General features: G+C 50.9%; 8 protein-coding genes. 1 reads left to right on the top strand and 7 read right to left on the bottom strand.

Features of this window, described 5'->3' with window-relative positions:
- Positions 1 to 10 precede the first annotated feature (10 nt).
- The 7 genes from ACXAH4_RS15920 to ACXAH4_RS15890 are packed head-to-tail and all read right to left on the bottom strand — an operon-like array spanning position 11 to position 10,511.
- Positions 11 to 1,255, bottom strand: a complete 1,245-nt coding sequence (locus ACXAH4_RS15920) for a sensor histidine kinase (protein ID WP_474846424.1) — start codon at positions 1,253 to 1,255, stop codon at positions 11 to 13.
- A 12-nt stretch (positions 1,256 to 1,267) separates the two neighbouring features.
- On the bottom strand, positions 1,268 to 2,815 hold the full coding sequence (locus ACXAH4_RS15915) for a DUF3369 domain-containing protein (RefSeq protein ID WP_474882615.1): 1,548 nt from the start codon (positions 2,813 to 2,815) through the stop codon (positions 1,268 to 1,270).
- Between the two features lie 3 nt (positions 2,816 to 2,818).
- On the bottom strand, positions 2,819 to 4,480 hold the full coding sequence (locus tag ACXAH4_RS15910; RefSeq protein WP_474882613.1) for a sensor histidine kinase: 1,662 nt from the start codon (positions 4,478 to 4,480) through the stop codon (positions 2,819 to 2,821).
- Between the two features lie 27 nt (positions 4,481 to 4,507).
- Positions 4,508 to 5,098 carry a response regulator transcription factor gene (locus ACXAH4_RS15905; protein WP_474882611.1) on the bottom strand — a complete coding sequence of 197 codons (591 nt, stop codon included), beginning with the start codon at positions 5,096 to 5,098 and terminating at the stop codon, positions 4,508 to 4,510.
- A 2-nt stretch (positions 5,099 to 5,100) separates the two neighbouring features.
- Positions 5,101 to 6,432 (bottom strand): HlyD family type I secretion periplasmic adaptor subunit, encoded by a 1,332-nt coding sequence (locus ACXAH4_RS15900; protein ID WP_474846432.1) that lies wholly within the window; start codon positions 6,430 to 6,432, stop codon positions 5,101 to 5,103.
- Between the two features lie 9 nt (positions 6,433 to 6,441).
- Positions 6,442 to 8,607 (bottom strand): type I secretion system permease/ATPase, encoded by a 2,166-nt coding sequence (locus ACXAH4_RS15895; RefSeq protein WP_474882609.1) that lies wholly within the window; start codon positions 8,605 to 8,607, stop codon positions 6,442 to 6,444.
- A complete protein-coding gene (locus tag ACXAH4_RS15890) occupies positions 8,607 to 10,511 on the bottom strand; it encodes a TolC family outer membrane protein (protein WP_474882608.1) in 1,905 nt (634 codons plus the stop codon). Before ACXAH4_RS15890 ends, ACXAH4_RS15895 begins: the two co-directional genes overlap by 1 nt.
- A 242-nt stretch (positions 10,512 to 10,753) precedes the next feature.
- Between ACXAH4_RS15890 and ACXAH4_RS15885 the strand changes: the two genes are divergently transcribed.
- Positions 10,754 to 16,264, top strand: a 5,511-nt coding sequence (locus ACXAH4_RS15885) for an Ig-like domain-containing protein (protein ID WP_474882606.1), incomplete at its 3' end; no start/stop codon positions are given.

Here is a 16,264-nt window from a genome sequence, read left to right as displayed (position 1 = left end):
CACAACTACTCTATTCAGCGTCTATCTCAACGGGAAGGACCATAACAAACTCAGTCCCCTTACCCACTTCACTTTTTAGCGTCAGCTGTCCCTGCATCTTGTTTTCTGTCAGGTTCTTCACGATATGTAACCCCAAACCGCTGCCACCTTCTTCACGGCGGGTGGTAAAATAGGGCTCAAACATCACTTCACGAAATTCTTCAGGGATCCCTTTACCATTATCATTAAAGGTAATCGTTGCCTTGCCATCCGCTGATTCTGCCCTGATTTGAATTTTAGGAGACGTAATGGATTTATCGAATGCGTGAATAGACGCATTGAACAGTAAGTTTGTCAGCACCTGAGACAGGGCTCCCGGAAATCCCTTCATAATAAAGGAGTCGGGCACCTGACAATCCAGCACAATTTCAATTTGCTTCGCTTTCAACTGCGGTTTTACGCTGCTCAGCACACTCTCGATGGTGCCCTTCAGCGGGAACGCCATCAGCACATCAGCGCTTTGGTTTACCGCATTGGTTTTAAAGTCACGGATGAGTTTGGCAGCACGCCCTAAGTTGAACGAGAGCAAATCGCTCACTTCGTTACTGTCATCTATAAAGTCTGAGAAATACTCTTCCGTCAGGGTTCCGTCTTTGAAACTTTTATCAAGATCATCAACACTTTCTTTAAGGTGCGACAAAGATGTGATCGCCACACCGAGAGGGTTATTTACCTCATGAGCCACCGTTGCCACCATGCCACCTAAGTTGCACAGCTTCTCCATTTCGATGGCCGCTTCCTTCTTTTCCTTCAGATACTCACTTTCTATGAGTAACGGCGTGAATTCGTCCAGCAATTTCGTCAGACCTGCATCGTTTTCATCTACCGGCGTTTGCGTTACCAGAACAATGAATCCCCCCACATGGTCTTCATCGGCAATCACATACACAGAGCAAACTTTGTCCGCCATGCCTGCCTGTGCCATCCAGTCAGAGAAACTGTCATCAACGACACTGCGTTCTGCCCAGCGATTTCCCCCCTTACCGGCCAGCAAGGAACTTAACATGCTGTTTTCCAGTTGACGGCCGGGAATACACCCCATGCAGTCCACGGCAATACTGGCCTCGTCACTCACATGCCAGCTTGATACATGATAACAATCAGCACCAATGTAAACGGCCTGATCCAGCAGCGGAAACTGAGACTGTACCGGGAGTGCCCGCAGCAAATCAGGGCTGAGTAACGCCGCCATCGATTCGGTTACAGATTTGGACACGATACTCTCCTCTTAATCCGGATAGCGGGTACGCAGAGCCCAGAAGTCATCAAAATTGGCCAGTAAGATTTCCGCCAGTTGCGGATCAAACTGTTCACCTTTTTGCGCTTCTATTTCTGAAATAATGTTTTCTTTCGGCCACGCCTCTTTATAGCTGCGTTTTGAGCCCATGGAATCAAAGGCATCTGCCAGCGCCGTGATCCTCGCTGCCAGAGGGATGTCTTCGCCCTTCAGACCCTCAGGGTAACCGCCACCGTTCCACTGCTCGTGATGTGCATAGCAAATCTTCGCCGCATTCTTAATCATGGGTTTGTTAGAAAGGCTCAGCATATCCGCACCGACTTTGGGGTGAGACTTCATGATGTCCCACTCCTCAGGGGTCAGCTCTCCGGGTTTGTGTAAAATAGTATCAGGTATGGCGACTTTGCCCAGATTGTGAACCGGGGCAAAACGGCGGATATTTTCAGCTTCATCATCGCTTAAACCTGCCATAATCGCGAGTTTGTAGCTGATTTCTGCCACACGTTTAACATGCGCGCCAACTTCCTTGGTGCGTAATTCAACAGCGTTCCCCAACATGTGGATAATGTCTTTTTGTGTCTCTGAAATTTCTTCTGTAATCATCAGGTTTTCGTAAACCAGCGAGACGTTTATGCAGTAAATTTCCAGAAACTCTTTCTGTGCATCAGAAAGCGTACCTTTGGTGTCGATAAACAACAGGTTTTCATAACCCAGGTCGGTACAGTTATAGAACACATAGCCAGAAGGGAAATGCTGAGACTGTTTAGAAGCCAAAACCTCTTTAAAGCAGTTTTCCACTTCGTCAGGCACTTCAGGTTGGTGGCTTTCCTTGATGTCAGCCAAACTTCCGGTAGCTGCCAATACCGTGCGGCCTTTGGTGGCTTCTGCGCTTTGCGGGAAGGTAGAACAATAAATAGCACTGGAGTCAAGTTGCAGCAGGTTCATAATTTCCTTCAGCACCGCTGAGGCGAACTCGTTCAGCGCATGGGTCTGCAACATTTTAGTCGTACTTTCTATGACCTGACGCAAACCTTTCCGGTGGCTTTCAATGGTGGAGATATCGCGGTATGAGCGCAGCCCTGTGTACATCAGAGTTTTCAGCTTCTGGCTGGTTAATTCCGTTTTTTCTTTGTAGTCATTGATATCATAGCGCTCAATGACTTCATGTTCAGGCGCCTGACCGGGCTGACCGGTACGTAATACCAACCGGCAGGCTGTGTTGTTCAGCTCTTTACGCACATAATGCACCACATCCAGGCCGGCATGATCCGTTTCCATTACTACGTCCACGAGGGCCAGCGCGATGTCGGTCTCTTTATCGAAAATCTCTTTCGCTTCTTTTCCGGAATACGCATGCAAAAACTGAATTTTCTTGCCGTCAAAGCGGAAGCGCTTTAACGTCAGGTCGGTTACCCGGTGAACTTCGGTTTCGTCATCGATAATCAACACTTTCAACGGTGAGGTATCTTTCTGCTCTGCCGCGTCATCCACAGACTCAGCTGGTGCAGCTTTCTGCTTGGCAAATAATGGATTCCCCATAGTTTACTCCTTCTCTTCTAAGTCTTTAATTCGTAGTGATATCCACAGACCACCTCCGGGTACTGCACCATGGTTCAGTTCACCTTTCAGCTTACTTTTCACCAGGTTGTACACCACGCTTAAGCCGAGGCCGGCATTACCGGCACCACGGTTGGTGGTATAAAAGGGGTCAAAAATTTGTGCGAGATCTTTCTTTTTCACGCCGCTACCGTTATCTGCAAACTTCAGCAACACAGAGTTACCGAAGGAAGATACCCGGATTGAAATAACACAGTCTTCATCCTTCTTCGCAAACGCATGAACCTCTGAGTTCGATGCCAGGCTGGCGAGCACCTGAGTAATAACAGTAGGGTAGGTTTGGATTTGTGTCCGCTTGCCAATTTCCACATCAAACTTAATCTTCGTTGACATGGCATTCTGCTGATAATGCTCAACAAAGTTTTCAACGATTTCGGCCACGTCAACCAGCTCTGTTTTGGTGGAATCGTCTGCATTAATGACGTCAATTTTCTTAAATGATGCAATCAGCTTAGATGCCCGGCCCATATTTTCCAGCGCCATACCCAGCATTTCCTTGCCGGAGGAGAGAAAATCTTCAAATTTTTCCTGATCCAGTTCACCGCGGTCGAAATCCTCTTTCAGATCCCGCATCAAGTCATTCACGTGGGAACAACTGGTAATACTGATGCCCAGGGGCGTATTCACTTCATGGGCGATGCCGGCAACCAGCCCCCCCATTGCACCTATTTTCTCGGCCTCAACCATCTTGCTCTGGGCGAACTTCAAATCCTGCAGGGCCAGTTGCCGGTCATCGCTGAGCTTGTGTAATTTGAACGCGAAATAAACCAGATACAGCACCATCAAACTGAACAGGAAGGCTATGACAGGGATAGCTACATAATATTGGTTGAATAAATTTGCCGGCGGATAAATCACCATGGACCAGACACGGTTAAACAGGAAGATTTCGCCGTTAAAAGGCTTTGCCAGTGTCGCAGAATATTTCACATCAGAAAAAGCCAGTTCTTTTCTGTTTTCTCCCTCACGGTAAACAATGAAATTACTGACAATCCGGTTACTTACAGAAAGCTTGGCAGCGCGGTGTAGATCAACCACCATAGCCAAAAGTAACTTGTGTTCAGGCATTGCCCGAACAAGTAATACGTATTGCTGCTGGCTGTCGTTAACACTGAAAAGATCGGAGGCAAAATTGTCCAGCTTTGTCGCTTCCCGTAACTCAACGTTACGCTTCATCGCCATCGTCACTTCCCGTTTGGTAAATTGGGGATATGAATCAGATGCCAGCCAGTACTGAGGCTCCGGCAAGGTGGTTTTAGCTCCCATTTCACGGGAGTCAAAATTGAAAACGCCGATACCTGCAATGGACAGGTTGTATTCCAGAATCAGACCGCTGAAAGTATCAAATTCCATTGCATCTACATTTGAGGAGGAGTCAAATAACTGATTTACAGAGTGCAGGGTGTACTCCATGTCCTCCAGATTCTCATTAAAATGGTCATTAAACTCTTTAACCGGTCCATCGAAAGATGCCGCGCGCTCCTGTTCTGTCAGTTGCACGTACACCTTGTAACCGCCAAAGGTGCAAAGAATGCTGAAAAGCACACTCAAAAAAGTGAGTACTTTTTTTTGAAATATTAAATTCACCCCTACCTCTCCGGATTCTCAGCGCCGTTAAAGGGCAGTTCGTCTGAATTGGCCAATTTTAAGCAGCAAGGCCACCCTGTCTTTCACTCTGTATTTCTTAAGAATAGACGACATATGCTCTTTTACCGTTCTGACAGTAATATTTAGCTTATCCGCCATATCCTGATTAGAATCACCGTCCAGTAAAAGCCGCAAAACTTCCTTTTCCCGTTCGGTGAGCACTTCGGTCTGCACTTCTTTAAACTCATAATCCGGATGTTCACTGAGGCGGTGAACCATCGCCGTGACGAGTCCGCCGGGGATCCACATGCCGCCCGCCATCACAGCACTGGCAATTTCATTGCAATGGCGTATCAATTCGGTTCCGTTGCAGTAGCCCCGTCCGCCAACCACCAGACTTCGTTGCATTTCCTTGATATCAGGTGCATGGCTGATCACCACAGGATGCACGCCCAGCACACTGCTTTCCCGCACAAAGCGTAACCAGTCAGTTTCACGGGTATCGACCCAGCAGATCCCCCCGTCAGCAGCAAGGGAAAATGAAACTTCGTGCCACGCTATTGCATCAGATAGCGGTGCATACTCCTTAAGCGACTCTCCTAACACGAAAAATTTCATTCCTAACGTTCTCCTAATGCTGATGAAGAGGCCCTGATAAGCGGGTTTAGCAGGTACTGCATGACGGTACGATTACCGGTGATGATATCTACCTGCACCATCATGCCCGGCAGGATATCCATATTGAGGGCGTTTTTGTCTTCGGTGGAAAGCCTGACGAGGTAGTAAGTCCGGTCCTGATCGTCAGTCACGGTATCAGCACTGATGTGCTCAACGCTGGCTTCCATACCGCCGTAAATAGCAAAATCATAAGCACTGAATTTTAAAATGGCGGGCTGTCCTAATTTCAGAAACGCGATATCTTTGGGTGGGATTTTTGCCTCAACGATTAACCGGTCATCGGCAGGAATAATTTCCACAACGGCACTGCCCGGCGTCACCACACCACCCACAGTATTTACCAGCAGTCGCTGAACGGTACCGGCGACCGGCGACCGGATTTCAGATTGTTTCACCACATCTTCCAGACCGGTTTGAGACTCCTGCAAGGATTGCATGGTGGCAACCGCTTCATTGAGTTCTTCATTCCAGCGGTTCTGCATTTTCAGGCTGGCTTCTTTAAGATTGTTCTGCTCTTCATCTATGGTTGCCTGACTGCGGGTTATTGCAGCCCGTGTGCGCTGAATGGCCCCCTGATTTTCAATAACCTGCTTTTCCAGCCGCAGAATATCGATTTCAGAAACAGCGCCCGAAGCCATCAGCGGACGTGTGACCGTAAGCTCCCGCTGCGCGATAGATAGAGTGTCCTGATATTGCTGTAATTCGGCGCGGTAAGATTGCAAATCCTGCCGGCGCTGGGCAATCCGGCTTTCAAACCTCGACAAGGTTTCTTCCAGTTCTTTCACACTGGAAAAATATAACGCCGTTTCATTGGCAACAATTTCAGGCGCGGCCTGTTTAAGGTCTTCCGGGAAGCTCAATGGCTGCGCCCGTGTCTGTGCCGTCAGCCTGTGAACTTTCGCAGCCACAGCGTTTCTCTTAGAATTGTTTTCCTGCAGCGAAGATAAGTAGCGGGTAGGATCCACTTTCAGGATAATGTCACCGGCGTTGACTTTCTGCCCTTCCCTTACCTGAATGTCCTGAACAATACCGCCGTCATAGGACTGCAAAATCTGTAGCTGGCTGGATGGCACGACTTTACCCTCTCCCCTTGCCACTTCAGCGATGGGAGCAAAGCAGGCCCACACAATTAATGCCGTGATTGTCAATACAACCACATATAGCAGCGCTTTGGCCCGCAGTGGCCGCTGCTGAATCCGCGCCCACTCGGCTTCCAAAACCCAGTCATTTTCAGGAGGAGGTGCCAGCCATTCGCGGGCCCATGACATAAGCATAATGAATCCTTAGCCTTTTACCGCAGCAGCAAGACGTTTAATGACTTCCTGACGGGGACCGTCAACAATGATGTGCCCCTGATCGATAACAATAATGCGGTCGACCAGTGAGAGAAGAGAGTGCCGGTGGGTATTCAGAATTAAGGTTTTCCCTTTCGTTTCTCTGTCCAGCAGCTCCTTTATACGTTGTTCGGCAGTGGCATCCATGGCCGAAGTCGGTTCATCCATCAAAAAAAGTGACGGACGACGGATGAGTGCCCGCGCCAGAGCGACAGACTGACGTTTGCCCCCGGACAGTAATTTTCCGCCTTCTCCCACACTGAGATTCAGACCGTCAGGATGATGGTTAACAAAATCAGTTAAACCGCAGGCATTGAGTATCTCCCAGATAAAATCTTCGTCGTAGTCTTCCTTAAACACCGTGATGTTGTCCCGCAGACTGCCGGTAAACAGATTAATATCCTGAGGTACATAACCTATCTGATTACGCAGCGTACTCGGTTCGTATTGCTGTAAATCAATATTATCCAGAGTGATAAGGCCACTGGTTGGCGCATAGGCGTGCAGCAACAGTTTGTGCAGTGTAGTTTTACCGGAACCGTTATTGCCAAGAATTGCTACCCGCTCACCGGCTTCGATGGTGAGGGACATTCTGCTAACCACATGGGATGGCTGCTCAGGATAAGCAAAGGACACTTTATCGAAGTGCAACCGGCCATGAATGCGGGTATGCTGCGTCCATTTTTGTTCGGCTTTTGACTCATCTTCTCTGGCCATTAAGTCAGACAAGGTTTCGTAAGCGGTCTTAGCATGATGATATTGTGACAGCAGACTGGCAGCCTGTGATAATGGTCCCATTGCCCGTGAAGACAACAAATACGCAGCGATCAGCCCGCCTTGCGTAAGTTCGCCGTCCACGATCAGAAATACACCGACGACAATCATAGACACGCCCACGGTCTGCTGGATCCAGAGAGCAGCACTGCTGACCGATGTTCCTGCGATACGTAATTTGGCATTGAGTTTTGCCAGATAAATGGAATGCTGTTCCCATTCATGCTGCACATGATGACCGGCATTAAAAAACTTAACGTCATCGAACATGTTGACTGATTCAGTCACCAGCCCGTTTCTGGCTGAGCCGGCTTCACTTGCACTGCTGGCGAGCCTGGCCATATTGCGCTGGGCGTAAAGCCCGAAACAAATCAGTAAAAGTCCGCCCACCAGAATTGGCAGTGATAAAAAGCCGTTGATCAGCGCAATAATGACAATAAAAAATACTGCGAAAGGCAGATCGACCAGCGCCACCAGGGTCAGTGAGTTCGTAAATCCGCGGATCGCTTCAAAAGATTGCAGGTTGTTGACAAAGGCACCGGTGGAGGCCGGCTTTTCCTTAAACGAAAAGCCGAGCACTTTTTGCATTAAATTCGCCGTCAGGGTGATATCAATACGACTGGCTGCCAGTTCAACAAAGAAATGCCGCAGCATACGTAATGAAAACTCGGCAAACAGCACCAAAGCAGCGCCGATAGCCAGTACCCACAACGTTTCCGTCGCTGCGTTTGGCACCACCCTGTCATACACATTCATCACAAACAGAGGCATGGCAAGGGACAGCAGTCCGATGAATATTGAGGCCAGCAAGACATCTTTATACAGCGAAATCGCTGAAGCTACGGTATGCCAGAGCCAGTGCACACCTTTTTGAGAATTGGATACCGATGCCGGTCTACCAATGCGCCTGTCCGGACGCAAAAACATAACGAACTGAGTGTAGTCCTTCTCAATATCCTCTATGTCGACGACTTCAACGGTTTCTGGTGCTTCAGGGAATACCACTTCAGCCTGGCCGGATTCAATCTGACAGGAAACTAACACGCAGGAACGCTGTTCTGACAACACCAGAATTGCCGGCAATAACGCGGGGTTTATTTCAGCCAGCTCTCGTTTGACCACCTTGCAATTAAGGCCTACCCGGCTGGCAGCACGGGGCATCACCGATGGTGATAATTCACCGTTGTCCATCGGCAATCCTGCCATAACCGCATCAGGTACAAGGGTTATGCCGTGGAAATCACAAATTGCTTTCAGGCAGGCCATCAGACAGCCGCCGTGAATTTCAGAAGACTCTGCCAGCCTTTCAATCGAGGAGTCAGACAACTTGGGTTGCGCCATTAATTGATGTACTCCGGCGAATCTATTGAAGAGTTAAGTACCACGACAACGGCTTCCACGCGCCGGTTCGCCAGGTTCGCTTCAGGTGAAATGTCATTGATAAGGGGCTTATCTTCACCCAGGCCGATGGCAGAGATGCGTTGCTCATTACTACCGGACTGAACTTTCAGCCAGTCAGCAACGGCATTGGCACGCCTTACAGAGAGCATCATATTGTAGTGAGACTCCCCTTCCAGAGAGGCGTGGCCGTACACAACAACGCCGGCTGCGGGGTCTTTACCGAGCGTATCCAGCATAGGCTCAAGTTTAACGAGGTATTTAGGGTCCAGTTCAGCGGAATCAGCGCCGAAAGGAATAACCACTTCAGATTGATGTTTTACACCAATGATGTCACCGGTGTTTTGCTGCTGAGTTGCGCAACCAAAGTCATCCACTGCGGTATCAAAAGGCGTGTCAGGACATTCATCCCACAAGTCGGTAATACCATCACCGTCTGTATCACGGATCAGAATATTAGTTTCCTGAGACATCACATCGATGGTTTCAGCCGGACAAACATACATGGGATCGTACACGGCTTCCGACAGACGAATAGCTTCAGTCACATCAAACTCATCCCGGGTCACCGTAAGGTATTCAGCCAGTTCACCGCCACCGGCCATCAAACGTAAAATGGCTTTGTATTGGGTGAAAACAGCTTCGGTGTATGCGCGGCCGGATTCATAGGCTTCGTTCTCTGAGTCCAGTAGATCCAATAAAGTCCTGTCACCTATTTTGAATTGATCCAGGTAGGCGGTACGCACCCTGCTGGAAGACAACCGGTGTTCATTCAGTGCCGGGATCTGTCTGTCGAGGTTGCGAATGTCGTTGTAAGCTATCTGCACTGTCTGACGAACATCCCGGCAGGATTTATCCCGCAGATCTTTAGCCTGATCGGTTACCGCCAGCGCAGCACGGATCGACGCCCGATCTGCACCACCGTTGTAAAGATTGTATGAGAACTGGAGTCCGATTTGCCCTTCGGTCTGGGTGTTATCAAGGCCCGCATCATCTCTGGACTGAGAACCGTAACTCCCCACCAGATTTAATGTGGGATGATAACGACTCCTGGCTGAATCGATGCCGTAATTGGTTGAATTTACGTTATACCATGACGCCAGAAAACCGGGGTTACGCTTGTAGGCTTCAAGTAAACTCTCTTCCATCGATAACGGGATCTCAGCGTTTATGAGATTGTCTACCGGTTCAAGTTCCGCCGGCGGCCGAAACCCGGTTAATCGCAGGAAGCGGGAAGAGACATCATGCAAATTCGACTGTTCGGTCATCACGTTAGATTCAGCCAGGTACAAACGTCCGCTGATTTGTTCCAGATCAGCACGTCTGGCCACACCGGCAGCAGCACTTTTTTCGATTTGTTTATAAACGTCGACGTGGGTTTTGAGATTGTCTTCTGCCACCAGTAACAACTCGCGGTAAAGCAACACATCCGAGTAGGCAGTGGCAACCTCTAATGAAATCTGTTCTACCTGATTTAACAGTTCAAGAAATCTGACCTTCTTCGCCGACTCGAGACGCTTTACCTCCGAAGAGGTAAAGAAGCCGTCGTAAAGCATTTGGGTAACAGAAATACGAGCTTCATTGGATACATAACTCTGGTCAAGACCATAGTTCCTGCGCACCAGACTTGAGCTGGCAGTAACATCCACTTTCGGTAGATAGCCCGATCTGGCAATCTTCACATTTTGTTCTGCTTCCAGAAATTCCCGCCACGCTGCCTGCACATCAGGATTTGTGTCAATGGCTTGTTTAACGACTTCTGTCAGGCTCACTGGTGCGGCGCTCACAGGCGTACCGCACAGCGAAAAACCTGCTGCCAAACCCACGGCCAAAATTCGAATCAGCATGAATACCCCATTTCCGTTTACCGACAAATATCCATTTTCGCTATTAATTCCCTGTAGTTGTAAAAGTAGTCACGAACTTTGAAGCCCGCAAACCGACAGGAATGAATTTTTATTACGGAAAAAAAATTTGATTTTTAATTGCTATAAAAACAGGCATTTAGATTCAGACTGTTCTCAGGTACAGGGTCAAACTTTTTGCGGCAACTAGTTTTTAGTGCATCAAATGCAAAAGGTATTGAATTATGTTGAATGTAACTAATGTGTCCGGTGACGTATTTATCCGCCTCCCCAACGGGGATGAATTCCCTGTCTCAGCCGGCGATACGATCCCGTCAGATGCGCAAATCGTTTCAGACAACGGTGGCCAGATCATCACTCAGGAACAGGGAGCCATTGACCTTGCTCCGGGTGCACCGCAACTGGTAGCAGATGTAGAATCATTTGAATCATCTGCTTTCGATGATGAATTCGTGGTTTACGACGATTCTCTTGATGACATGCTTGCCATGGTTGACGGTGGTGATACGGGATTTGACTCCACCGGTTCGCAGGGCGTTCCGGATATTGATGCCCTGCTGAGTGGCGACGGCGACATCCTTGATGCGTTAGAAGAAACTGCTGCCGGTGGCGGCGGTGGTGCCGGTGGCGGCGGTGCGTCATTTGTGCAATTAAGCCGTATTGCTGAAGATGTGGATCCGCTGGCATTTGATTATGAGCCGGCGACAACAGAACCACAGAATATCGAGCAGGATCCTGCCGGCACAGCGACTCAGGACGAACCCACTACACTGGACAACATCACCGTTTCCGGTGATTTTCCGCCTGTAGTAGCCGGTGATTCTAACCTGGAACCCGGTACCCCGATTACAATTACAGTAATTGATGAGACTGGCGCCGAAACAGTTATTGACGTTATCGTTGCAGATGATGGCAGTTTCAATGCTACGTTACCGGATACGCTGGAAGACGGTACTTTCGATGTTGTTGTTGAAGCACCGGATCCTCAGAACGGCACAGTTACGGTATCAGAAACATTTGTGGTTGATACCACACCTCCCACTATCGATGTAAATCCCATCGAGGTTACCAATGATGAGTTTCCCGAAATCAGCGGCACTTCAGATTTGCCTGCAGGCAGCGAAATATCCATCACAATTACTGATTCGGACGGAAACGAGCAAACTATCACTGCTATCGTTCTTGAAGATGGCAGCTTCTCTGCAACGCCGGTAGCCCCTCTTGCGGAAGGCGCTTTTGATGTAGTGGTTACCGCCAGCGATGAAGCGGGTAATACGACGTCAGTGAACGCCACCGGTGAAACAGATTTCACTCCACCAGAGCTTACTTTTGAGGTAAATGCAGCTGAGGGAGAAGCGCCTGTATTAAGCGGTACGACTGATTTGGCTCAGGGCAGTGTCGTTGAAATTACCGTGACCGGCGCAGATGGCAGCACTCAAACATTTACTGCCGATGTCCTCGCGGACGGCAGTTTTAATCTGACTTTACCGGACAACTTCGCTGAGGGTGATTACACAGTAGGTGTAACCGCAACGGATGCAGCCGGCAACCAGACTCAGGCTAACGACACCTTCTCTGTAACTGCGGCAGAGCCAGCACCGGCAGAAGAGACAACACCTGACGCACCGGCCGAAACCGGCGAAACAACCACTCCGGGCGAAACCGGCGAGACAACGACACCGGGCGAAACCGGCGAGACAACCACTCCGGGCGAAACCGGCGAAACAACCACTCCGGGCGAAACCGGCGAAACGACTACTCCGGGCGAAACCGGCGAGACCACTACTCCGGGTGAAACCGGCGAGACCACTACTCCGGGCGAAACCGGCGAGACAACTACTCCGGGTGAAGCCGGCGAGACAACTACTCCGGGTGAAACCGGCGAGACAACTACTCCGGGCGAAACCGGCGAAACCACAACTCCGGGTGAAACCGGCGAAACAACGACTCCGGGTGAAACCGGCGAAACAACGACTCCGGGTGAAATCGGAGAAACAACCACTACTCCTGAGGGTGGCGACACTACAACTTCCCCTGAAGGTGGCACTACTACCCCGCCTCCCTCAGAAGGCTCGACAGATGTCGATCCCTCTGAGCCAGTAGAACCATCAGACCCCGTCGATCCTGTTGAGCCAGATACAACAGCGCCTGAACTGACTATCAATCCACCTGATGTAGATTCCGATACTACGCCTGTCATTTCCGGTACAACGGACTTACCAGCCGGGGAGACCGTCACGCTGACTGTCACTGGTTCAGACGGCAATGAACAAACAATTACAGCTACCGTTGAACCTGACGGCACTTTCAGTGCAGAAGTCCCTGCTGAGCTGGCAGAAGGCGGATTCACTGTTGAGGCCACCGCTACTGACGAAGCAGGTAACACAACTACGGTTACCGCGACTGGTGGTGAAGTTGACACGACTGCCCCAACGGTCACGCTGGATGCGCAAGGTTCAGGCAACGACACCACACCTACTATTTCCGGTACCACCGATTTGCCAGCGGGAGAATCTGTGACGTTGACCGTGACAGATGCGAATGGTGATGCGCAAACTGTAACGGCTACCGTACAGCCAGACGGTACGTTTAGTGCCGATGTGCCTGCGGAAATGGCAGAAGGTAGCTTTACCGTTGAAGCGACAGCCACCGATGCAGCTGGTAATTCCACGACAGCAACAGCGACTGGCGGTGAAGTTGATACGACTGCACCAACAGTCACACTGGATGCGCCAGGTTCAGGCAATGACACCACGCCAACTATTTCTGGTACCACGGATCTGCCGGCAGGCGAATCTGTGACATTAACCGTGACAGATGCCAACGGCGATGCACAAACTGTTACCGCAACCGTGCAGCCAGACGGTACCTTCAGCGCCGATGTGCCTGCAGAAATGGCAGAAGGTAACTTCACCGTTGATGCAGCAGCCACCGATGCAGCCGGTAACACCGGTACGGCTTCAACCAGCGGTAATATTGACACCACTGCACCAACGGTCACTCTTGATGCTCAAGGTACCGGTAACGACACTACCCCGACTATTTCTGGTACCACCGACCTGCCAGCCGGTGAATCCGTCACCCTGACGGTGACAGATGCGAATGGTGATGCGCAGACTGTGACTGCGACCGTACAACCTGACGGCACCTTCAGCGCCGATATCCCTGCAGAACTGGCAGAAGGTAGCTACACGGTTGAAGCGACGGCCACTGATGAAGCCGGTAATTCCACGACAGCAACGGAAAACGGTGGAGAAATCAATACTGAGGTGCCAAGCCTGAGCATCAATCCTCAAGGTGATGGTAACGATACTACGCCCACGGTTTCTGGCTCGACTGATCTACCAGCCGGCGAGACAGTGAACATTAATGTCACTGACAGCAACGGAGATGTACAAACTTTCACATCCACCGTTCAACCAGATGGTACCTTTAGTGCGGACGTACCCGCAGAGCTGGCTGAAGGCAGCTATACAGTTCAAGCCACTGCAACAGATGCAGCAGGAAACACTGCATCTGCAACCACTTCAGGCAACCTGGATACCACTGCCCCGACAGTCACACTTGATGCGCAGGGTACCGGTAACGATACCACGCCAACTATTTCAGGCACCACGGATCTGCCAGCGGGTGAATCTGTCAGCCTGACAGTGACCGATGCGAATGGTGATGCACAAACCGTCACAACCACTGTGCAACCAGACGGTACCTTCAGTGCTGATGTCCCTGCAGAAATGGCAGAAGGTAACTTCACTGTCGATGCTGCGGCAACCGATGCAGCCGGTAACACCGGTACAGCCTCAACGTCCGGTACAGTGGACACCTCCGCTCCGACGGTAACATTAGACGCTCAGGGCACTGGTAACGACACCACACCGACTATTTCAGGCACTACAGACCTGCCAGCCGGTGAATCTGTGACGCTGACAGTCACTGATGCGAATGGTGATGCGCAGACTGTAACGGCTACTGTGCAGCCAGACGGTACGTTCAGCGCCGATGTACCAGCGGAAATGGCAGAAGGCAACTTCACCGTTGATGCAGCCGCTACCGATGCCGCCGGTAACACTGGTACTGCTTCTACGTCCGGTACAGTGGATACCACTGCACCAACGGTCACTCTTGATGCTCAAGGTACCGGTAACGACACTACCCCGACTATTTCTGGTACCACGGATCTGCCAGCCGGTGAATCAGTGACGTTAACGGTCACTGATGCTAACGGCGATGCACAAACTGTTACCGCAACCGTACAACCAGACGGCACCTTCAGCGCCGATGTCCCTGCGGAAATGGCAGAAGGTAACTTCACTGTTGATGCTGCCGCCACCGATGCGGCCGGTAACACCGGCACGGCTTCAACGTCCGGTACGGTGGATACCACTGCCCCAACGGTCACGCTGGATCCCCAGGGCACAGGCAACGACACCACGCCTACGATTTCCGGCACCACGGATCTGCCAGCCGGCGAATCTGTGACGTTGACGGTCACCGATGCAAATGGTGATGCGCAGACTGTAACGGCTACCGTACAACCAGACGGCACCTTCAGCGCCGATGTGCCTGCAGAATTGGCTGAAGGTAGTTACACGGTCGAAGCGACGGCTACTGATGCGGCGGGTAATTCCACGACAGCAATAGCAACTGGTGGTGAAGTTGATACCACTGCACCAACAGTCACTTTAGACGCCCAGGGTACAGGAAACGACACCACGCCAACTATTTCAGGCACCACCGATCTGCCAGCAGGTGAATCTGTAACGTTAACCGTGACAGATGCGAATGGTGATGCACAGACTGTTACCGCAACGGTGCAGCCAGACGGTACGTTCAGCGCCGATGTGCCAGCGGAAATGGCAGAAGGTAACTTCACGGTTGATGCTGCGGCGACCGATGCTGCCGGCAATACCGGCACTGCCTCAACCTCAGGTACGGTGGATACCACTGCACCGACGGTAACACTGGATGCCCAAGGTACCGGTAACGACACTACCCCGACTATTTCTGGTACCACGGATCTGCCAGCCGGTGAATCAGTGACGTTAACAGTCACTGATGCCAGCGGCGATGCGCAAACCGTCACCGCTACTGTGCAACCTGACGGTACATTCAGTGCCGATGTGCCTGCAGAAATAGCAGAAGGTAACTTCACCGTTGATGCAGCAGCCACCGATGCAGCCGGCAATACCGGCACGGCTTCAACCTCAGGTACGGTGGATACCATTGCACCGACGGTAACACTGGATGCACAAGGTACAGGTAACGACACCACCCCGACTATTTCCGGCACCACGGATCTGCCAGCGGGCGAATCAGTGACGTTAACCGTGACAGATGCCAACGGTGACGCGCAAACAGTAACAGCAACCGTACAGCCAGACGGCACTTTCAGCGCCGATGTCCCTGCGGAAATGGCAGAAGGTAACTTCACTGTCGATGCCGCTGCCACGGATGCGGCCGGCAATACCGGCACGGCTTCAACCTCAGGTACGGTGGATACCACTGCTCCAACAGTCACGCTGGATGCACAAGGTACCGGTAACGACACCACACCAACTATTTCAGGCACCACCGATCTGCCAGCCGGTGAATCTGTGACGTTAACCGTTACGGATGCCAACGGCGATGCACAAACCGTCACCGTTACCGTGCAACCTGACGGTACCTTCAGTGCCGATGTCCCTGCAGAACTGGCTGAAGGTAGCTACACGGTGGAAGCGACTGCTACCGATGCA

The sequence above is a fragment of the Alteromonas sp. ABV2_168 genome (assembly GCF_056161165.1).
Note: the sequence above shows the minus strand (reverse complement) of the source record. Positions and strands in the feature narration are given on the sequence as shown.